This window comes from Flavobacterium sp. AC267 (assembly GCF_979258715.1).
The window spans coordinates 2239361-2260622 of sequence record NZ_OZ409875.1 but is presented as its reverse complement, the minus strand read 5'-3'; the positions used below and the strand labels follow the sequence as shown (position 1 = coordinate 2260622).

The window sequence follows — 21262 nt, the reverse complement described above, 5'->3', positions numbered from 1 at the left end:
AAACAAGTTAAGAGCTAAAAATCGGCCATTTAAAATTTGTGGCATATTCGTGGCGCAGTACATTTTGAACCCAGTTACAAATATTAAAAATGCAGTATATATGGGAGGCCTTGGATTTATAGTTCGAATCCCTCTTTTCTCCGCTGAAACTTCAAACCCCTAACATTTGTTAGGGGTTTTTGTTTTTATTATACTAAAACAAACTATCTTGTTCTGCATTGAAAATTTTTAACGATACTGGTGAATTGATATATGAAAAATCATTTCAAACAAGTGAATTAATATTGGCTACGATCTGGAAGATATTAAAAGCGATGAAGAGCTTGAAAAATATATTTTAGATAAAGCGAGAGATGTGCTTGCCCATAATTCATTTGTGGATATAACCGATTAGAAAAAATAACAAAACAAGATAGCATTTTAAATCAACCAGAAGATAGTTTTGAAAACTACAAAGTATTTAAAGAATATCAAAATGGTAAAAGGCCTTTATTTTGTATTTCTCTTGCGGTAGAAGTTATCACATTTATTGGGTATTCAAAACGCCTTCGAAAAGTGGCTGATATCATTTATTGTTGTTAAACTTATGAATTCAAGTATTTTCATAAAATTAAAAACCAAAAAAAATATTTTGACTATTTCATTAATAAAAAAAAAACAAATTAATTTATTAGTTATTATATTGGTTTGTTTATTGATAAATAACCACTAAAGACAATTCCCTCAAAACTTTCACCTTCTTTATCATAATATCTGATATTCACCAAACTACCTCTTTTACCATTTATATATATATAACCAGAAGAATCTGATATCAATTCAATTCTCCCTCGCCTAGGAATTACGGTAATTAAAAAATCTTTCTTCCCAAAATATTCTCCACCATCTAAATTACTGTACAATTCTAATCCTTTTGGAGCTGTAACAAATCTCTCTCCTTCTTCACGAGGATCAGAAACTTGTATGCTTTCAATTTCTTTGAGATTTATATATTTTTCACCCTCAATCAGCGAAATTTTTGCAAAATATTTTAAAACACTACCAACTTTAACAACTTTTATATCTCTTAAATATTTAAAAGGAATACTGGATGAAATTGTCTTATAATTATTTGTATTTGTCACTTCATAAACTTTTAAGGAATCTTGACCTGCATAAACCTCATCATTAACAATTTTAGTATCATATAATGACTTAGGTATTTTTTCAATAGGAAAATCAACTTTGCTTAGTAAAATATCCATTGATAAAAGATCATAAATATATCCGTTTGATGGATTTTCAGTTCTTTTAAAGTAATTACTTATTTTTTTACCATCAAAAGACATATAGCTAAACTTATAATTCTTTCTATAAAACTCAAAACGTTCTTCATATTTAATGGGATAATCAGAAATAGTATGAACTGCTAAAGTATCAGTAATATAAGCATTAGCATCCATTAAATTTTCTTTGTTAATATGATAACCAATTCTTTCATAGCTTGAAGTCCCGTCTCCATCATAGCTTTCACTAAAAAAACTTTTTCTACCCTTTTTAACTGATTTCCATCGTAAAACAAATTCAGAGTATCTGTTTTATATTTTAATACAAAGCTTTCTTTTTTTGTGTAAGGCTCAAAATATTCTCCCTTTTCTAATTCTTTATTGTTATTTTTTTCTATTACTTTAGACTCTTTTTTTTGACAGGAGAAAAAAAGAATTGTTATTAATAAAATTAATTTTTTCATTGATTGTATATGACTATCCTCATTTTTTTAGTTAAAGTATCCAAATTAGCGATTTGATTACAAGAGTTTTTCTTTCACAAACATTATGCTATTTTATAGAACAGTTTTACTCATCACTCATTTCTGGCAGACATTCTATCTTTTCTTTATTTAAATCAATTTCAATAATTTTTTCATTTACCAAATCGAATTTTACAGCTTTTTAAATTTTTATCATATTTTCCAACTGAATTTTCTTTATCAAAAACAACTGCAAAACATGAATTTCCTTCGTTTGTATTGCATGCGTAGCTGAAAATTTTTCCTTCTCCTAAAATATAATTATAGTCACCTAATTCAGAATATTTTTCAAGTCTTTTCAAATCTTTACATTTCCATTTATCTTTTTCAACTCTCCTAAAAAGAGCAATACATAAGTAACCACTGTTTTTTTGAAGTGAAAAAACATAATTAGATAAACGAATAATGTCCTTATCATCTTCATATTGATCTGGCAAATAATCTTTCAATCTTTGATATGCTATATCTCCATCTAAAGTTGAATCAATAATAAATTCATTATGATTTTTATTGAAAATAAATTTCCCAATATTGTAATTGACTTGTACATCAGAAAAATCATAATCCTTTTCACCATATACATTATTGATTACAAACTTTTTAGATTCATTTTTATGAATCCTTTTTTGATTTGAAGATCTAATTTTGCTAACCTTTGGTTGTTTCTGATTACACGAGACTAATACAAAAGCAAGTATTAACACTAAATTTCTCATTTATATTTTATACGAAAATACATTATTAAATCAAATTTTTTACTTATTTAAAAGATTAAAACAATTAAAATAATTTCACTTACTAATACAAATTTGAATTTTAATCTTCCACAAAATCAAATATACTTTCATTAATTGCTGGATCACCAACAATAATAAATTTTGAATCTATTATTTCGTTATTTTTGTTCATTATGAATATCACCGCAAATTGTTCTGTCTCGCTCAAACAAAGTAGAAGTAACTTATCTTTATTTGAAACTTTTCCTAAAACATTAAAACCTTTTTCCTCTTTAATATAGTGATCCACTGATTCATAAAAAAAATTATATACTTCTTCAGAATGACTTTTGGAAAACAAAATATTCTTTATTTCTTTCACATCAAAAAAGGTAGTATTTGAAGGAGTAAATTCATCCGATTCTAAATATGATTTAAGATTAACATTACCACTAATTGGAGCTGTTTTCTTTATAGTATAGTCCAATCTTTCAGTAGGAGACATTAGTTCTTCATTGGGTGGAATAAATTGATCAACAATTTCAAATTTTCCTTTATCATTAACTTTGTAATCAACATAAGGATAAAAAGGTCTGCCAGATTCAATTTGACAATGAATTATGCCATTTATCTCAATATAAACACTTGATGTACATTGACAAATTTGTTGATTGTATTTTGATAAATCCAGAAAATCAATTAATTCATCTTTTGAATTGTAATTTAATAATATGTAAGCTGACTCCAGATTTGAGATTATTACTGTATTAAAATTTGATCTCAATTTTATTCTGTTTTTTATTCTTATCCATCCAAATTCCTTTTTATCAATATAGCCAAGTTTTTTTAGTTTTGCTACAGCTCCACTATCTAAAACTATCTTATTGAATAATAATGATTTATATTGAAAATCATTATTACCATCAATTCCGTCTCCTAAATCATCTCCATTAAAATCAAGCCTTAATGTATCTTGTGGCTCTGTCAGCCCTATATCAGTGATTCTTAAAAGATCATTCTTAGGTTGTTTATTTACTGATTCTTTTTTTGCAACTAAAAACAATGAGTACTAAACAAATAACTGTTATTTTATAAATAATACCATTCATAATAATTAAATATAATTTTATCATCTTATCCTATTCTATTGTTCTTAAGTTTTAATTCAAGGTTTTTGCTTTTTTTGTACGAAAATACACTTTTAAAATTTACAAAATCACTCATCCTAAAATATAAAAAGCGCAAAAACAAAATTTTTGCGCTTCTTATATTTATTTGTCACCTTGTCTTTTATAAATTCTAAAAATTAAATTTACTCATCACTCATTTCTGGCAGACATTCTATCTTTTCCTTATTTAAATCAATTTCAATAATTTTTTCATTTACCAAATCGAATTTTACAGCTTTTAAAATTTTATCATATTTTCCAACTGAATTTAGTTTATCTAGAACTACTGAATAGCATGAATGCCCAATATTTGTTTCACATTGATAGCTAAAGACCTTATTATCTCCTAAATCAAAATAAGACTCTTGTTTTTTATATTTTTCGAGTTCGAGGACTGCGATACATTTATATTTATTGATATCTATTATTTTAAAAAGGCCAATGTAAAACCTTCCTTCATATTTTAAAGTTGCAAACGTAAAATCATCAATTAGTATTACCTCGTTTGGATGGTCTTTGGGATTTCGCAAAACTTCAAACAATTCAAGATTTTTTGTTTTAAGTAATAAAGTATCTACTAAACATTTTTCAAATTCTTCATTATATACATATTTGCCTATATTATAATCAACAATTAATTGTATAAAATTAAAACTATTGTTTTCATAAATTTGATTAATATTAAATAGTTGTGGATTAAATTCATCTTTACTATTTAGTACATTACTAATATCTTTAATTTTCTTATATTTTTTTACATCATCTTTTTTTAAATTACAAGAAAAGATTATTATCACAAATATTAGAAAGCTTACTTTTTTCATATTACTTTATTTTTGAGGCTAAAATATTAGAAACATATTTTAATTAGAACTAAAAATAAAAATTGCAAAGAGTCATAAAAACCTTTGCGTTTTTTATTAATTAATTAATAAATAAGTTGTTTTACGGAAGTTTAATTTGTTCTGGATTATCCTTTTTTATTGAAAACTTAATTTTTTCAACCCAATCAGTATCTGTGACATTTAAAGTCACTCTAAAAAATAATATCTCATTCTTTTCATACATAAATTCTGTATACTTAATAATTGAATATTTATTAAATTCTCTGTTTTAATCTTAAGATCACTTTTTTTTATTTTTTTTAATAAGAACATTTTATTCTCACTATTTAGAAAAATCTCCGATATTCTATTATGATAAACGTCAAAATTAATATGATATGAATCACTACCAACATTTTTTACGATAGAGCTATCATTAAGGCTGTAATTGAGTATTTTTAAGTTAAGGCTTTCTTCATTAATTTTGATATTTTCTGAACTTTTTATAGTATCAAGATCGATTGCCCAAAAGTTTTTGATTGTATCTTTCCCTTGTTTTTCTTCTAACCTATCATATTTATCTGATTCTTCTGCATGAGATATTTATCGTTTCTCATTTCTCGTGTTTGATTCTGATTTTTTTTACAACTTACTATAACTGAAATGATCAATATTATTAATATTTTTTTCATAGTCACTTTATTGCAATTCTAAAAACATATCTGCATTCTCTTTTTAAATAAAGAAATGATAATTAGTCTGCTGACACAGTATCCGCTTCAATATCTTTTAAGTTAATATAGTATTCAACACCAGTCTCTGTCTCTAGAATTTTTGCAAGTACTAATTTTTCATTTTCGTTTTTCACCACTTTAATATCTCTCAAATACTTAAATGTCCATTTTTCATAAAACTGATTTTTAATTTTTATTAAACTTTTAACATCATATAAAGCAATTTTTTTATCCTGATAAATGACTAAACCTAACATGTCTTCAATATGAATATTAATTACTGATTTGGGATAATTGTAATTATTACTTTTTGTTAAAGCTATATCAAGATTTAGAAGCTCACTATCATAAAAATAATTCTCAATCTTCCCCTTTTCTTCCAAACATTATTAATTAACCGATATTCAGAATTTTGTTTAAAATCACCGACTGTCTTAATACTGTTCAATTCTGTAATTACAGCATTAAATTCATAATTTTCATCAATACAGTAAATCGTTTTAAAATAAAAGGGATCATCATCCACTATATCATATTTTGGTGTTACAAAATCATTAATAGTAACTGATCTTAATTTATCTTTTAAGTAATAAAACTTTAAAGTATCATTATTAATAACCAATGTATTTAAGCTGTCTGTTCTAATTATATATTCATTATGATCTATTTTATAATCTTCTGTTTTCTTTCTAAAACAAGACACTAAAATAATAAGTAAGGCAAATAGCAGTATTTTCTTCATAATATTTTTTTCTAATCAAATATATAAGTTTTACTTAGTTATTTCAATATGAATATGATTATAATGATCTATTGGTCTATTATATGGATCTAAAATTTTTGTAGCTCCATTATCTTGAGCAATTTTACGTATTTTTTCGTGAAACTCTAAAGAAAATGCTGGTTTGCCTTTCTTACCCATATGAACCCCATCTATTTTATTAATATCAAATGCTACTCCTTTATAATGATAACTATTAATACTATGTGAAGCTCCAGTAATTTCTGAAATATTTAATTTATAATTTTTACTCAATTCATATAAAACATATAGCATTTCTGATAAAATTGAAATTTCACCACCTGGTGCGTTCTCATAATTACTTCTTTTAGAATTTTTACCTAGACTCGTATCAGTAATGTTATCAACTGCCATAGCACTATCCTTTATGCCAGATTCGTGAGAATTTGCAAAATTACCCTGCAACTCTTTAATATTTTATCGGCTAAAACCTGATTAAGTTTTCTAGTTTCATTAATATCTATTGCATATCGTAATCCCTTTGCCTTCATTTCACGATATCTGGCTAACAACTCGCCAGATTGTATTATTTCATCATTATTACCTTTATTAAATCCATCGTTTTTAGTATCCATTGCAGAATTTTCTTTATACTTTGGATTTACTTTTTCATTATCCCTATCTTCTTTTGTTAAATATTTTTTATAAATATCTACATTATCGCCCTGGCCTGTAGCCCTCGGCGCAAATATTATCATATAAACATCTTCCGGTCTTTTAACTTTTTTATGATTATTAAAAAGCATAAAGTATTTTTTAACGTAATCTAATTGATCTTCTGGTGATAATAACGCTAATTTTTGCTTGTAATCATTGATATCTTTTTGAGTTACAGCACCAGCTGTTGTAGGATTTTCTGAAATCCCTTTTTCCTTTAAAATAAGAGATATAACCGCATCTTTTGTAAATTGGGCTAAACCAATAGCTTTACCTTTTACTAAATCTGGATTATTCTTATGTTCTTCTTTTGAAACACCTACATATCCATTTTTAGTTAATTGTATTAACGAACTACTAAATGTTTCTGCAGTTTCAACAGACATGGCAATCATTAAAGCATTTGCCATATTATATTTTTGTTCTTCTCCCCACAATTCTTCACAAATTGAAACAACTTTTTTTCTAAACACCACACTTACTTTTCCTCCCCAAATCACTTGGAGATCATTTTCATCTATTTTTCTATTAATATTCCCCTCACCCACAACCATCGTCAACAATTTATCCGTCAAATGTTTTGTAGAATAACCTTCAACACCTGCGTAATACTTTATTTGCGATCCGTTTTTGAGTTTTTTATCAAGGTTCATTAAAGTGAAACTAGTCATTGCAACTCCTTGCGAACTAACTTTTGCTTTGTTACTAAAAGATGGCTTCTCGCCTACTTTATGAGCCGTCAGCATAATTTCCTCTCCTACCATATTTTGGGTTTTTGCTACGATGGTAATAATTGCACCCTTTTTGCCAAATGGAACCTCATCCTCTGCTTTTACCCTTGTACCGCCATAAGTAAAGTAAACATCAAGTATTTTTTTATCTGTTGTCACAGACAATGTAGTATCAGATTCATAATTAGCTGGTGACTGAAATGGATACGGCTTACTGTTCTGAATTCCTAATAGTTTAAATCCGATTTTTGCATTTGTATTTTTTTGAAATCCAATGAGTTTCTGGAAATCAGCATCAAATTTCACTTCTTCAAAAATTTCACCTTTTGAATTCGTTTTTACATCAATATAGTGATTGGTTTTTGTGTTATTTAAATAAAAATATACTCTCACTATTTGATTTTCATAGTATGGTATAGAAGCGTTTATGTAATTGCTTTCTCCTGAAAAACCAGAAGTTGTTTTTTTACTTCCGTCGCTCCATGCCCAGTAAGCCTCTGCAATTTTTGGTTCTTGGACTTCCATTTTAAAAACACATTCTGACTTTACTCCTTTCTGGCGATCGCTGAACGCTTCTACTGTATAATGCCCTGCCTTTTGCGGAAGAGGCATTATAAAAGTATTCCATATGTGAATATATGCTTTTTTAGGATCTTTTTTATCTGTAAGCAGTATAGTTCCTGGAGCTATATAAGGCTTGTTATTAGAATCATAAATCATCCATTTTACATCTTCTTTTTCTTCATCTGTAGGAGGATTTATTTTGAAATTTTTGGCTTCTAAAGTTATAGTACTATTTGCATTCCCTGATAAAAACACATTTTCATTTGATCCATTTTCAAGACCAATACTTGTAACTTCATTTTTAATTACAGAGGTTTTAAATTCCTTAACCAATGCATATTGATCTTTACTTGCAACTTTAATTTTATAAGTCCCTAAATCAGGCATAGCTAGTTTGATTATACCAGTTGACTCTAATTCTTTTTCTTCTGATATTAGAGTTGTTTTACCAATGATCGACGTTTCGATCTGATAATATAATTTTAAAGGATTTAATGTTTTTACTGTATTATTTTTTAGAAATATCTTAAAGGTTTTTTCTTCAGTAAAAGGTCTTATAAATTCAGTTTTAGCATCTACCGGCGGAGTAATTACAATGTCTTGTGCAACTATTTTTAGTTCTACAAAAGTAGCTTTAGTCGCATTTTTTTTCTGTTTTATAGTATGATCTTTTCCGTAGGCATCTATTCTATATGTTCCAGCTGTATCAAAATTGTAACTAAACGATGTGCCCTCATTTTTAAAAATAATTTCCTTCTTGGTATTGGTATTATAAACTACCCAATTAATATTCTCTTTTTTATTTACCTTCTGATTTATAAAAGCTTCATCTACAAAAAAGTCCAGACTCTCACCAACAATAAATGAAGTAATATTACTATCCTTAATTTTTACTGCCCCCTTGTTTACTCCGCTTCCATCAAGATAAGTTGTACTAACTTCTTTAAGGAATACATAAACCTCTTCTTTTCCAATAGAAGCATATAATTTATCTGCACTCAGGTTAGGATAAATTTTTGTTTTAGTAGTTATGGTAATAGTACCAGGCAAGGTATCGAGTCCCTCGACTTCTTTCAGCAATAAAAACAGTTCATCATATTGTTCAAAAAGATTTGCAATGTTAGTTTTATCATTAGCTAACTGTTTTTTGATTGTTTCCCAACGGTCTTTATTTGTTTTAGAAATAAATCCTTTAAGGATATTTCCATCAATTGCTTCGATCATTTTTTTGCGAATGCTTTCCCAATTAAAATTTTGAATTTCAACGGGTGATGAACCTGACTGTTTTAAAGCAGTATACATTTCTGTAAATAATGTTTCATCTGGTTTTCCGTTAAAATCTATTGCTGTGTATCCCTCATCAAAAGCTTTACTAATACGGGTCCAATATCGAATCGTTTCAATATCATTTTCTTTAACAGCCAGTTCTAATTTCTTTTTAATTTCGGCTTTAATAATCTCTACTGAAGGTTCGTTACTATTCAACTGCATTATTTGTGGTACTGCCAGCATTTGTTTTGTATCTATACTTTCATAAATCTGACTAATAGAATTCTCCAAAACAGTATTTTCTGCTTCTGAAATCGGAAGAGTATTGCCAGATGATGCAAAAGAACTTATGCTAGTTCTTTCACTAGTATCAAAGGCGCCTCCTCCGATCGAAGCATTAAAAATTGGTGTGGTTAAAGAATGAGCCTCTGAAGCCGAAGAAGTAGTGTTAAACGATGAATCTGTTTTAATTGCGAGCACTAGTATCGAAAACGCCTTCTCCAGCCGAGTCTACAGTATCATTTAAGACAGTATTTAAAGCATTTTGCTCCTGCCACATTTCTATGATATCTTTTTGCTGACTGATTTCTTTTGAGACCTGAGCCAGTTCCTTTATAATAGTTTTGGTTAAATCTTCTGGGCTTTGTGTCTGAGCACTATTTTTTATTAATAGATTGAAATTGTGAATTGTATTTTTATTCATAATGAGACTGTTTTTCTGGGTGCAAAAATAGGCTCCTGTTTTATGATTTTAAAATTTCAAAGCGTTTGTATTCAGTAGTTTCAGCTAGTTTTCATTCTACTGAAACTACTGAAATCGCATGACTCTTTTTAGTGTTAAAAATAATACTATTCCTACTTTTGTTTCTCCGAAAAAATGAATTTAAAACACACTGTTGTTTATAAAATCATATCCTTTATTCCCCACCTTCACAAATACCACATACGACTTTTATTATTAATCAATTAAAATAGCCGTTATGGATTTTTTACTATTAAGGGGCATTAAAAAAGTGCCCAAAATTCCCGACAAGAGTAGATCCTGTTTTTTCCGATCCAAAAAAGTTTCTATTAGAGATTTTATCATAAATCCTAGTGATTTCGGAAAACCATTTTCTTTTACCACTTTTTCGATATCTAGCTAGATTCGAGTTCAAAACCTATAATATATAATTAAAAAATATGGCAATTCAGACATTAAATACGATAAAAAACTGGTTTAAAACCGGCTTAAAACCTTCTCAAAAAGAGTTTTGGGATACATGGGATTCTTTTCGACATAAATTTGAAAAAGTGCCAATAACAGATATTGACGAACTGGAATCTACACTTAATTCAAAAGTCAACAAAACACAATTAACTGAACACGAGAATAATCAAAATGCGCATGCAAATTTATTTGTCGCCAAGGAAGATAAATCACAAAAAGGTGCTCGCTAGCGGATATGTTCCGTTAGATGAATTTTCAAAAATTGCTCATAATTATCTTAATATAGTTAATAATCTAACATCAGAGGATTCAACATCTCTATTAGCGACCGAGCAAGGAGTTGTTTTACAAAAACAAATAGACAATTTAAATGGCTTATTAAAATCGGATAATATAAATTTAAATACAGTCCAAAAAATTACAGACGCAATAGAAGAAATTCAACTTTCTATAAGTTCTATTTTAATAAATGATCTTACTACAGGAGGAATTACAAAAGCTTTAACTGCTGAGATGGGTAAAAAGTTAAACGAAACAAAATTATCTGCTGGAATTGCTACAGATGCAGAAACACAAATAAACGCATCATTTGAAGAAGATAATAAAGTAATTAGTAGATCAAAATTATTTAATTGGTTTGATTGGATTAAAAAGCAATCTCAATCAATTTCAGGACCATGGTCTTTCACTGATACTATTACATTAGCGACTGGTACTGATACAAAATCACCTTTACTAATACCTAATGGTACATTAACGACAGAACTGCAAAACGGCTCTATTGAGCGTGATGAAAATGGGCAACTATGGGAAACACATAATAATATTAGAAGTAAATTAGGAGGAACATCTGAAATTGAATTAAAAGGAGTATTTGGAAGTAATAGTGAAGCTTTAGCAGGAAATTTAAAACCAGGTGATTATTATAGTACTCCTTTTGATCATCCAAATGGTCTCGGATTTATTGTTGTTGTTAAAGAAATGCCTGCAGTAATGAAGTTGCGCTTTTCAAATATTAATTCTGATGCTTCAGACTTAAATATTAATGATATAAATAATATCAATGATTGGAATAATTATTTTACTTCTAAAGGTTCTGCAAATTTTTCTAGTATTTTAATTGATGGTAATGAAGCAAAATTTACAGCAGATGATCCGTCTTTAATTAAAATCATAAAATTAGACGATTCAAAAATATCATATATAGACTTTATTATGTTAAATGAAATAACTGACATTGATTTATCTAACAATCAATTGACCAGATTCGACATAACCACTGTATCAGCAAAATTAATTAATTTGATATTGTCTAATAATAAAATTAATGATTTTCATATTATGTTGCCTGAAACCACAAAAAAATTGATTTTAAATAATAATAAAATTGAATACTTTTCGCCTTTTCATAAATTACCTGATTCTATCGAAGAAATAAATATCGAGGAAAATTTATTCGGAAATTTTGAAGATAATTTAAAATTGCCTGCAAATCTAAAAGTGCTTAACCTTAACAAAAACAGTTTTTGGAACTTTACAATGACTATTCCTAATTCACTAGAAATACTTTTATTATCAGGTAACAAATTAAGTGACTGGCAATCTGATTCTATTCAGCAAACAAATTTAGTTTTACTTGATCTCTCTCATAATGAATTTTCAGGTTTTGATATAACGGGAGAATTACCTGATGGAATAGAAACTCTAAAATTGTCTCACAATAAAATGGATGACTTTAATCCTATGAAACTTCTTCCTTGGTCATTAAAAAAATTAGAATTAAACGATAACGACTTAACAGATTTTGACCCTCAATATTTGGCAGGAGACAATTTAAAAGTATTACTGCTTCATAATAACAAGATTACTAATTTTAATCCACGAAACTTAAATGACAGCTTACAAGAATTGAGTTTAGGTAATAACAAATTAACCAAATTTAACCCAACTTGGATTCCCTCAGAATTACTTGTACTTAATTTAGAATATAATCTAATCACAAGAGATTCTTGGAATCAATACTCTCAATGGGCTGAAAATTTATATGACTATGGTACAATTTACGTTGCCGGTACTACTGCACACATTCAAGGAACAGACACAGAATCATTTTTATTACAGCATAAATGGTCTATGTTACAAACACCGTATTTAGAATAATGATCTTAAAACAACATTCTCAGGAGTAGAGAATAAAAAAAATCATAGTCTATTAAAAAAATCTAAATATTTTTAGAATGAGCCGTCGGTCTGCTAGAAAACAAAACCTTCTAGTTGCTGGCGGTTTCTATTTATTTAATACATCATATCTGAATTAAGATTGTTTTTTCTTACTGAAACTACCGAAAAACCATGCTCTTTTTTTTCATTTTTTGTATCCTTCCAAACTACTTTTACACCCTCAATTTTTTTAATAGCTACTGTCTTTTACGATATCTCTCAAGCTAATTTTAAGACAATACTTCAACTAGTATATAAATCAATTAAATAAATACCACTATGAATCCTCTACTACTAAAAGGCAAAACAAAAATGCCTAAAATTCCCGACAAGAATAGTTTTAAAAATCAATTTCATCGTACCCAGATGAAAGAATTTAACTTCCAAAAACAATAATAATTAGACTTAAAAATCATGGCAATACAAACATTAAATACCATAAAAAATTGGTTTAAAACTTCTTTAAAACCTTCGCGAGCAACAATTTTGGGACACTTGGGATTCTTTTCGACATAAACTCGAAAAAGTTCCTGTCAAAGAGGTTGAGGGACTAGATGAATTATTAAATACTAAAGCAGACAAAACTGCTTTAATTGAACATCTTAATGATAAAAATGCACACGCTGCTCAAGTAAACACAGACTGGAATAGTGAATCTGGCTTTAGTCAATTACTTAACAAACCTGAATTTAAAACAATCAATGGAGAGTCTGTTCTGGGTGATGGGGATATAATTATTGAAGAAAGTGGATTGCAGAATTTAGATCAAACTTTAGCTAATGGAAATACGTCGACTAAAGAAATAATTTTTGAATCTAATGGAGGAGATACTACAACATTCAATAATATGGGAGTTCTTCTTAGAGGAAATAATAGTACAAATTCGTCTTTATCAAGTCTTGGTTTCTATACAGTAGGAACAAATGGTCTTGCTTATGTGGAAAATAGTGGTCAAATAACAGTTTCTCATTTTGGAGGAAGTACATTACAAATACAAAATAATGAAATTAGACATAATACTATTAACGGTAATTCAAGTTCATTACAGTTTGATAATTCGGAGCAAGGCCATTTTATTCAAACCATACCGTCTAAAACAGGAACAATTGCTTTATTAAGTGATATTGAACAAGGAGGATCTCAAAATTTACAAGATATCTTGCAGAATGGAAACGAAACAAATCTAACTGCTTTGTTTACAATGGGAGAAGATGAAGATATTTATGAAAATAAAATCAATGCAAAACAAATTGAAATAAAACATTCAAATGCTAACGATTCTGAAAAAAATAAATCAGTTTCTTTAAAAAGTGATTTAATTGATTTTACCAATTTAAATACCGGAGAAACTACAGCTTTATTTGCTGAAGGATTGGGATTTGGTAATTCAAATTTGAATACCTATTCTGTTTTAGAAATGAATCCAAATACCACGGCAAACTATTCAAATGTTTTAATGCCTGCAATTACAGAAGAAGGACAAACAAAAACCTTGGCTACCACAGATGAACTATCTCTGCAAGGAATTGTAAATGCTAATATTACAGCAACAAAAAATTTAGGGAATTCTTCTGTCGAAATATTAAAAGGAGAAGGGGAATCTGTAGCAGCAGAACTACAATTAGAAGCGCTGCAAATTATAATATTTTTTCTTCTCATGAAATTGGTAAAAATTATCACAATTTAATAAACAGGTCAGAAACTAAAGAAACTTCTATAGAGATGGATTCTGGGCTATTGACAATAAATCAAACTAATTCCATAGATAGAAGTAAAATTACTTCATTAAATTTTTTACCTCCTACGGGAATTAATACTATATCTTTTCCTGCACCTACAGGGGATAATAGTTCTTATGTTTTAGCAACTACATCTGATTTTAAAACTATTAATGGAGAATCGATAGTTGGTGAAGGAAATTTAGAAGTAGCGACCACTATTCCAGATGGTGCAATTAAAGTTGCAGGAGGATTAGCCCTTGATGGAACATTCAGGAATTTAACTGATAATTTAGGAAATCCTACAAGATTATGGATTAACAGAACATCTATTACCAGCGTAGCAGGAGATAATACCCTTAATAATGTGGCTTTTGGTCCTAGCGCAATGTCGGCTGTTTCTTCAGGAGTTTATAATACAGCATTTGGATCTGGAACTTTAATGGATAATACATCTGGTACTCAAAATACAGCTGTTGGATATTCATCATTACAAAATAATACAACAGGCTATAGCAATACAGCTGTTGGATGGAGTTCTTTAGGAGCTAATATTGATGGCGAAAGTAACGTGGCTATTGGTCAAGCGACAATGTTTTTAAACAAGTCTGGAGACAATAATATCGCAGTTGGAAAAAGCGCTTTAAGTGGAAATACTGCTGGCAATAATAATATCGCGATTGGTTATGTCGCATTAAGCAGTAGTCAGTCTTCTTCAAATATTGCTATTGGAACCAGGACATTGGTTTTTGCAGTAAACGGAAGTAATAATCTTGCCATTGGTGAAGAGTCTTTACAATTTAATGTTGACGGATCGTATAATACAGCTATTGGACTTCATACATTAAAAAATATTACTTCTGGTTCTTGGAATGTTGCACTTGGGTTATATGCTGGAAGATATACCTCTAAAAACACAGACAATACCTCATCTAATAATTCTATATTTTTAGGATCAGGTGCAATGCCTTTAGACAATGGAGGTTCTAATGAGGTTGTAATTGGAGATTTTGCAGTGGGTTCAGGGACTAATTCTGTCACTTTAGGAAATAATAATATTACTAAAACTTTTCTAAAAGGTTCTGTAAGTGCGAAATCATATAAAGTTGAAGCTTTAAATACGGCACCAACGAGCTCAACAGATACTGGCAGTCTAGGAGAAATAAGAATAACTGCAAATTACATATATGTATGTACCGCAACAAATACATGGGTGAGGTCTGCTTTATCAGCGTGGTAATTATTAGTAATTATCAATATAAAACTAAATAATGTATTTCAAAAATCACCTTAAATTAATTATATGAATAAATCAAAAATCACAGTAATCATTAGTTTATTAATTGTTTTGACAGGCTTAATTGATACAAAATTTGATCTTTTACAAGATGCTGGATTGTCGCTGATAGCAATCAACAGAATTAAATTAGTTGGTTTATTTTTATCGGTCGCACTTTCTAGCATTATTCCGCTATTTTCTAAAGAGGAAATGTAAAATAGTCTTCTACAGTAAAAAATATCCCAGAATCATTAGAAAAAACAAACCCTAATGATTCTGGGTATTTTTTTTCATTTTAAAAAACGAACCCAAAAATATTACTCCATTTATTTCAACTGAAACTACTGAAAACCAAGCCTTAATTATTCTTTTTTCAGCATTCTAACCTCTACTTTTACATACTCTAATTCCTCTATTAGAATTCCAAAACAAACATAAAATAGTACACTTTCACTTTCAGACTATACTCGAAGGTCACTACTCCAATTGCATAAATCATTCAAATAATTATATCAAAAGTTAAACAATTACTAATCATGGATTATACACCAAAAGATTTAGGTGAAACACCTAAAACACCAGACATGAGCGGCTTTTAAAAATCCACTGGAATCGCAATCTGCAGGAAATATTTTTATCGAAAATTTCAATATTACTCCTTTAGCTTCAACTGAAAAAAGTGAAAGTTTGGCTGAAATCATAAAGAAAGAAAGCAAAGACAGCTGTATTTAATCCGCTAAAAAAACAAAAAAAAATGATAGACGAAATTTCCATCCAAAACTTTAAAGAAAAATACGGGAGAATACTAAAACTTACTTCTGATGATCAATTAATAACAGTTTATTGTAAAAAACCAACTTTCGAGATCTACTTGAATTATCAAAAATTATATAAAGATAATCCGCACGAAGCAATTTTATTTTTATTTAAAGAATGTCTTCTTGAAAAAGAAAATTACGATGAAGAATTCATGCTTTCTGCAGGAAACTCAATTGTTGCAACAATAAAAAAAGACAGCGAATTTATGATCGATTCAACACCTCAAAAAGATGAATTCAAAAAATCTGCTTGCTATTATTCGATATGCTTTTCAGGTAGATCCGTACAAACTTCCTATCGATGAATTTTATAAGCTTCTTGAGGAAGCACTCTGGCTTCAAAAACATAATGACAGCAGAATGGAAAACATTATGATTACAGCCTTTGCCAAAACATTTTCAAACTAAAAATAAAAAATAAAATCATTATGAAATTCAATTTTAATGTAAACGAAATTTTAGAACCAAAAGACATTGAATACAACGGTATTAATTATAACGAGTCAGAATCAAAAGATTTTATTATTGACAAAACTGGCGACGAATTTAACCTGAGGGTTTTTGCTCCTTTAGTTTTTGAACCCCTTGTAAAAAATGATCTTAATCTGCCAAGTTTAAGAGTCGACGCTGTTACGGTAAATCTGAGTCGCTCTAAAACTATTAAAAAAGAGGGAGTTGAAGGAAGAGATTCAACAATCAAAGAACATATTACAAATGGTGATTTTAGTATTTCAATTGAAGGATTGATTGCCAATGAAACGGGAGATGAATATCCAAAAGAAAAACTTTTCCTGCTGAAACAATTCCTTAATGCACCTTATTCATTACGAGTAACACACGCTATTTTGAACCGATTTGGCATATATGAATTAGTTATCGATTCTTATTCTATTCCTTCTATTTCTGGAACAAAAAATATCCAAAAATTTACTGCCAGCGCTACATCAGATGAAACTGTCGAACTAATAATTAGAGACAATGCTTAAACTCAATGCCAAAATTAAAGTCTATGAGACTGTACGTCTCATCCCCTCGCCTAAGTTTTATGAATTCAACTATGTAAAAAATGTAAACATAAACAGTTCTTATAAATCGTTTACAGATACTGCTACCATTGTAATGCCTCAAAAAGTTTATACCGATACCAAAGGATATGATCAAAGCCTCTTTACAAATGCTAGTGGAGAAGAAAAAACAATTCACGATTTTTTTAAAGTTGAAAATTATATCGAAATATTTTTAGGATATGATGGGGATTATAAACCCGCTTTTAGAGGTTATATTACCAGTGTTCAATCTGATACAAACGCTGTAATAACCTGCGAAGATATAATGTATGCTTTTAAAAAAGTAAAAGCAGTAAAAGACAATGATATACAGGATAAAAAAGACAATCTTAATATTGTTGCTGTTAATCCAGTCACAAACGTTGACAATTTTAATCCTAAAACTTTTTTCGAAAAAAAGAATTAGAGAATTAAAACTCCCTTTTAAAATAAACGCTCTTGATGAAAACTTAGGAAATATTGTTGTCAGTAGAAATCATACTCTAGCTCAAGTTTTTGAAATGCTCAAAGACAAAGGAATCTATACTTATTTTAAAACCGAAATAACTGGTCCTGTCCTTACGATAACCAATAATCCACAGCGACGATACAGCAAACGAATTGTCGGGTTTTATCGATCGTAATTTTATAAAAAGTCCTTTAGCAGGAGCACTTGTAAAAAAACTGATTAATGAAGGTCTTAATCTTCTTGCTTCTCAACTTAATAAAGCTGTTCAATCTATTGCTGGAGGTTTTTCAGGAAGAGTAAATTTTAAATTTCGTTATAATATTATTGAAGATAAACTGGTTGTTGTCAATGAATCGAGTAAAAATACCCGAACGCGAGTTGAAAAATATTTCAAAAATTCTAATAGTCCGATTTACATTGAATTGGGAGATCCTAACGGCCAGCTTATAAAAACGCACATATTACACAACGATACCGACGATCTTCCTAAAGATGCTTCGCGCTTTTGAAAAAACAACAACAGAAATAGCTTCAGAATTGTACCAATATGCGGCTTTACGAGCAATGCAGTCTAAGCCAAACGGACTTGAAGGGTACATTCTCACTTTTGGTGAACCATTTGTGCGCCCGACAGATAAAGTAATTCTTGAAAATGCGAAAGACAAAGAAAAAAATGGAACTTTTCAGGTAGAAAAAGTAGAACGAAGTTATGGCGAGAACGGCTACAGGCAAAAAAATTTATTTAGGAAGAAGAGTAGAATCTGTATAAAGAGTAGAAAATGGGAAACATAAAAGATTTAATAAAAAATGTCGCTAACAGCAATCAGAATATTGAAACATTTGCTTTGCAAAAGTGATCGAAATAAATAAAGAGGCAGAATCGCTTCATAATCCTGATGATGCTTATACAGTAAACATTATGAGAGCTGACGGTGCCATTATTAAAAATGTACGTCTAAAAGCCTCTATTCAGGATTTAGAACAAGGAATTATTACCATTCCTAAAAAAGACAGCTGGGTTTTGGCTTCAATCATTGACGGAGTAGAAACTAGAGCGTTTATTTCGCAGTTCTCTGAAGTTGACAGATTAATGGGTAGAATACAAGCAGTAAACGATCCAAAATTGTTCACTGATTACAGTGCAGATGGTAACAAACTCTATATCCGTTATATTAAAGCAAACAACGAAGCCGAAACCGATGAAGTCAAAATTATTGATGTCGCTAAAATAGAATTTAATAAAGATAAAAACTTTAAAATAAGCTATTTTGATGAGGATGAAAAACCATTAGCAATCACACATTTTACATCAGATAGCCTTACAACGACTTTTAATTCAATTAAAGATAATATTGTAACAGAAGGCTCGGTGTTAACAATGACAAAAAGTGTTACTGATCTAAAAATAAATGATGATAAGGGTAAAAAACGAACTAGTTTAATAATAAAATCAAGCAACATATCAGCTCGTTTATTTAATGACGATGAAAAGGAAAAGATATCATTTGAAATGAGCGGTAACGAAAAAGCAGAAATAAAACTTACCGAGTCAAATGACACCATTCTTTTAGAAAAAAATAGAATCCAATTAAAGAAAGATGCTAATAATTTAATTGAAATTTTAGGTCAAAACGGTGTAAACATATTGACTTCTGGCAATATTAATTTAAAAGGAGAAAATATAAATATTGATGCTAATGCCAATATTAATATGAAAGCCAAAATGGAGATACAAGTAGAAGCTGTTAAAAATACTACTATACGAGGAGAAAACGTCTTAATCAATTAAATCATGTCAAAATATATATGTAACGGCGCCCAATGCAAATGCACTTTGGGTACTGCAGGTGGTACGTTGGAGGTTAACTCTCAAAATAAAATTTTTATCCAAAATAAATTAATGGCGACCGAAAATGAAAAAACATTTTCAAAAAATTTCATCAATTGTAAAAGGCAATCTCCGAATCCCCTTTGCACTCCAGATATTAAAGAACCATGGAGCAACACAAAAAGCAACGTACTTCAGACTGAACATAAAGGGCTCTTAGAAGATTCTGAGTGCATATGTAGCTTTGGCGGAAAAATTTCTATTTTAGATTCAAAACAATCTGAAACAAAAAACGTTATATTTGGCGACTACACATCTGAACCAACAGAAATCTCAAAAGTTTATGTCAAAGTAAGAACTTTACCAGACTATAAAGGAGAATATGGCTTTGACTGGTTAGATGTAAATCCAGAAACAACAGAAATCCAAAAAATACAAGGTGTGCCTTTTTCCAATGTTGAATACTTTTACAAAAAGGGAAATTCACCTCAGGATTTGGGAGACATTTTACCTATAAGTGATGATACTAAACCAGATGCCATAAAAGCAATTCAGGAAAATTATAATTTCATTAATTTCTGTGATTATGTTGATACTCCTTTTGTTTTACTAAAACCTGGTCAGGAAGCTAGATTAAGTCTTGAAGTCTTTTTTGAAGGAGACACTCAAGATGACTATATATCAATTACAGGTGATGAGTTTTATTATTTTGAAATTATAGATGGAGAAAAAAACGATAGGACAACAAGGAAAAAAATAGTACCTGGAGAAAAGTATCAACTTAAAGTAAAATGTTTAAAAGAATCTTTAGACAAAAACTATTATTTTGTGCATACTGGAGCAAGAGGCCCAAGAGAAGTTGGTGGACTTACTTTTATGGAGAATAAAGTATTAAAACTTAAATTCAGGGTTATTGCTTTGGTTTCAAATGAAAGAAATCCTAATGAGAAGGCAAAAGCTTTGTTTAAAAAGTTTAAGGATACAAAAGTAAAAGAATATTTAAATAATAATTCGCTTAACCAAGCAGGTTACACAGTCGAGATTGAAAACTTTGAAGCCATGGATGCGGATGATCTAGATGATTACTTGTATGCTTTTGATAAGGAAGAATGGACTAAAAGAAACTTATTTTCAAAAGATCCTAATAGAATCAGATACTATGAAGGATATAATAAAGATGGTGTTTGGGACACATTGAGTGAAGTGCAAGAAGGACAATTAGGAGATTTGATGGAAGAAGATGGAATTGATAACGAAGGAAATATAAAATATAAAGTAAAACAACAAAACGATATTGATTATATAACTATTGATGCCTATAAAAATAAATTAAGTGCCAAGTCTAAAAAATATGACTCAGGTGGGATTATAATTTTATGCGATCTTGAATGCACTGATAGTGCTATAGCAAGCATATAG

22 protein-coding genes are annotated in these 21262 nt (G+C 29.2%); 12 read left to right on the top strand and 10 right to left on the bottom strand.

The features are described from left to right. Positions 1-677 precede the first annotated feature (677 nt). From ACZZ95_RS11615 to ACZZ95_RS11570, 10 genes are all read right to left on the bottom strand, one after another. The gene (locus ACZZ95_RS11615; RefSeq protein WP_463469137.1) at positions 678-1442 is read right to left on the bottom strand and encodes a hypothetical protein; all 765 of its coding nucleotides are present in this window, start codon (positions 1440-1442) and stop codon (positions 678-680) included. Beyond that, positions 1442-1729, bottom strand: coding sequence for a hypothetical protein (locus tag ACZZ95_RS11610; RefSeq protein WP_463469136.1), 288 nt, complete (start codon positions 1727-1729; stop codon positions 1442-1444). Before ACZZ95_RS11610 ends, ACZZ95_RS11615 begins: the two co-directional genes overlap by 1 nt. 173 nt (positions 1730-1902) lie before the next feature. After that, positions 1903-2505 carry a hypothetical protein gene (locus ACZZ95_RS11605; RefSeq protein WP_463469135.1) on the bottom strand — a complete coding sequence of 201 codons (603 nt, stop codon included), beginning with the start codon at positions 2503-2505 and terminating at the stop codon, positions 1903-1905. Between the two features lie 100 nt (positions 2506-2605). Next, complete coding sequence (locus ACZZ95_RS11600) at positions 2606-3568, bottom strand: hypothetical protein (protein WP_463469134.1); 963 nt, start codon at positions 3566-3568, stop codon at positions 2606-2608. Between the two features lie 249 nt (positions 3569-3817). Further along, complete coding sequence (locus tag ACZZ95_RS11595) at positions 3818-4498, bottom strand: hypothetical protein (protein WP_463469133.1); 681 nt, start codon at positions 4496-4498, stop codon at positions 3818-3820. 754 nt (positions 4499-5252) lie between these two features. Then, complete coding sequence (locus ACZZ95_RS11590) at positions 5253-5615, bottom strand: hypothetical protein (RefSeq protein ID WP_463469132.1); 363 nt, start codon at positions 5613-5615, stop codon at positions 5253-5255. Further along, a complete protein-coding gene (locus ACZZ95_RS11585; RefSeq protein WP_463469131.1) occupies positions 5564-5974 on the bottom strand; it encodes a hypothetical protein in 411 nt (136 codons plus the stop codon). Before ACZZ95_RS11585 ends, ACZZ95_RS11590 begins: the two co-directional genes overlap by 52 nt. 30 nt (positions 5975-6004) lie before the next feature. Continuing rightward, positions 6005-6388 carry a hypothetical protein gene (locus tag ACZZ95_RS11580; protein WP_463469130.1) on the bottom strand — a complete coding sequence of 128 codons (384 nt, stop codon included), beginning with the start codon at positions 6386-6388 and terminating at the stop codon, positions 6005-6007. A gap of 11 nt (positions 6389-6399) precedes the next feature. After that, positions 6400-9735 carry a hypothetical protein gene (locus ACZZ95_RS11575; RefSeq protein WP_463469129.1) on the bottom strand — a complete coding sequence of 1112 codons (3336 nt, stop codon included), beginning with the start codon at positions 9733-9735 and terminating at the stop codon, positions 6400-6402. Next, positions 9722-9958, bottom strand: coding sequence for a hypothetical protein (locus ACZZ95_RS11570; RefSeq protein ID WP_463469128.1), 237 nt, complete (start codon positions 9956-9958; stop codon positions 9722-9724). Before ACZZ95_RS11570 ends, ACZZ95_RS11575 begins: the two co-directional genes overlap by 14 nt. A gap of 479 nt (positions 9959-10437) precedes the next feature. Between ACZZ95_RS11570 and ACZZ95_RS11565 the strand changes: the two genes are divergently transcribed. The 12 genes from ACZZ95_RS11565 to ACZZ95_RS11510 all read left to right on the top strand — a co-directional run bounded on the left by ACZZ95_RS11565 (position 10438) and on the right by ACZZ95_RS11510 (position 21262). Continuing rightward, on the top strand, positions 10438-10695 hold the full coding sequence (locus ACZZ95_RS11565; protein WP_463469127.1) for a hypothetical protein: 258 nt from the start codon (positions 10438-10440) through the stop codon (positions 10693-10695). Then, positions 10685-12625 carry a hypothetical protein gene (locus ACZZ95_RS11560; protein ID WP_463469126.1) on the top strand — a complete coding sequence of 647 codons (1941 nt, stop codon included), beginning with the start codon at positions 10685-10687 and terminating at the stop codon, positions 12623-12625. Before ACZZ95_RS11565 ends, ACZZ95_RS11560 begins: the two co-directional genes overlap by 11 nt. A gap of 811 nt (positions 12626-13436) precedes the next feature. Continuing rightward, the gene (locus tag ACZZ95_RS11555; protein ID WP_463469125.1) at positions 13437-14372 is read left to right on the top strand and encodes a hypothetical protein; all 936 of its coding nucleotides are present in this window, start codon (positions 13437-13439) and stop codon (positions 14370-14372) included. 35 nt (positions 14373-14407) lie between these two features. Then, positions 14408-15643: a hypothetical protein gene (locus ACZZ95_RS11550; RefSeq protein ID WP_463469124.1), complete on the top strand. Its 1236-nt coding sequence runs from the start codon at positions 14408-14410 to the stop codon at positions 15641-15643. A gap of 63 nt (positions 15644-15706) precedes the next feature. Next, positions 15707-15898 (top strand): hypothetical protein, encoded by a 192-nt coding sequence (locus tag ACZZ95_RS11545; RefSeq protein ID WP_463469123.1) that lies wholly within the window; start codon positions 15707-15709, stop codon positions 15896-15898. Positions 15899-16436: 538 nt separating this feature from the next. Continuing rightward, positions 16437-16805: a hypothetical protein gene (locus ACZZ95_RS11540; RefSeq protein WP_463469122.1), complete on the top strand. Its 369-nt coding sequence runs from the start codon at positions 16437-16439 to the stop codon at positions 16803-16805. 123 nt (positions 16806-16928) lie between these two features. Further along, complete coding sequence (locus ACZZ95_RS11535; RefSeq protein WP_463469121.1) at positions 16929-17486, top strand: DUF6046 domain-containing protein; 558 nt, start codon at positions 16929-16931, stop codon at positions 17484-17486. Continuing rightward, a complete protein-coding gene (locus ACZZ95_RS11530; protein WP_463469120.1) occupies positions 17479-17973 on the top strand; it encodes a hypothetical protein in 495 nt (164 codons plus the stop codon). The genes ACZZ95_RS11535 and ACZZ95_RS11530 overlap by 8 nt, the downstream gene beginning before the upstream one ends. A gap of 194 nt (positions 17974-18167) precedes the next feature. Next, positions 18168-18524 (top strand): hypothetical protein, encoded by a 357-nt coding sequence (locus tag ACZZ95_RS11525; protein ID WP_463469119.1) that lies wholly within the window; start codon positions 18168-18170, stop codon positions 18522-18524. Then, positions 18508-18807, top strand: coding sequence for a hypothetical protein (locus ACZZ95_RS11520; RefSeq protein WP_463469118.1), 300 nt, complete (start codon positions 18508-18510; stop codon positions 18805-18807). The genes ACZZ95_RS11525 and ACZZ95_RS11520 overlap by 17 nt, the downstream gene beginning before the upstream one ends. 61 nt (positions 18808-18868) lie before the next feature. Further along, on the top strand, positions 18869-19804 hold the full coding sequence (locus ACZZ95_RS11515; protein WP_463469117.1) for a hypothetical protein: 936 nt from the start codon (positions 18869-18871) through the stop codon (positions 19802-19804). Positions 19805-19807: 3 nt separating this feature from the next. Next, a complete protein-coding gene (locus ACZZ95_RS11510; RefSeq protein WP_463469116.1) occupies positions 19808-21262 on the top strand; it encodes a DUF4280 domain-containing protein in 1455 nt (484 codons plus the stop codon).

Bases quoted from the DNA above. Each gene is read 5' to 3' on its own strand.
- ACZZ95_RS11605 (WP_463469135.1), bottom strand. From the start codon at position 2,505: ATGAGAAATTTAGTGTTAATACTTGCTTTTGTATTAGTCTCGTGTAAT.
- ACZZ95_RS11565 (WP_463469127.1), top strand. From the start codon at position 10,438: ATGGCAATTCAGACATTAAATACGATAAAAAACTGGTTTAAAACCGGC.
- ACZZ95_RS11570 (WP_463469128.1), bottom strand. From the start codon at position 9,958: ATGAATAAAAATACAATTCACAATTTCAATCTATTAATAAAAAATAGT.
- ACZZ95_RS11615 (WP_463469137.1), bottom strand. From the start codon at position 1,442: ATGGATGCTAATGCTTATATTACTGATACTTTAGCAGTTCATACTATT.
- ACZZ95_RS11530 (WP_463469120.1), top strand. From the start codon at position 17,479: ATGCTTAAACTCAATGCCAAAATTAAAGTCTATGAGACTGTACGTCTC.
- ACZZ95_RS11510 (WP_463469116.1), top strand. From the start codon at position 19,808: ATGTCAAAATATATATGTAACGGCGCCCAATGCAAATGCACTTTGGGT.
- ACZZ95_RS11540 (WP_463469122.1), top strand. From the start codon at position 16,437: ATGATAGACGAAATTTCCATCCAAAACTTTAAAGAAAAATACGGGAGA.
- ACZZ95_RS11585 (WP_463469131.1), bottom strand. From the start codon at position 5,974: ATGAAGAAAATACTGCTATTTGCCTTACTTATTATTTTAGTGTCTTGT.
- ACZZ95_RS11580 (WP_463469130.1), bottom strand. From the start codon at position 6,388: ATGGCAGTTGATAACATTACTGATACGAGTCTAGGTAAAAATTCTAAA.
- ACZZ95_RS11545 (WP_463469123.1), top strand. From the start codon at position 15,707: ATGAATAAATCAAAAATCACAGTAATCATTAGTTTATTAATTGTTTTG.
- ACZZ95_RS11520 (WP_463469118.1), top strand. From the start codon at position 18,508: ATGCTTCGCGCTTTTGAAAAAACAACAACAGAAATAGCTTCAGAATTG.
- ACZZ95_RS11550 (WP_463469124.1), top strand. From the start codon at position 14,408: ATGGATTCTGGGCTATTGACAATAAATCAAACTAATTCCATAGATAGA.
- ACZZ95_RS11610 (WP_463469136.1), bottom strand. From the start codon at position 1,729: ATGAAAAAATTAATTTTATTAATAACAATTCTTTTTTTCTCCTGTCAA.
- ACZZ95_RS11535 (WP_463469121.1), top strand. From the start codon at position 16,929: ATGAAATTCAATTTTAATGTAAACGAAATTTTAGAACCAAAAGACATT.
- ACZZ95_RS11595 (WP_463469133.1), bottom strand. From the start codon at position 4,498: ATGAAAAAAGTAAGCTTTCTAATATTTGTGATAATAATCTTTTCTTGT.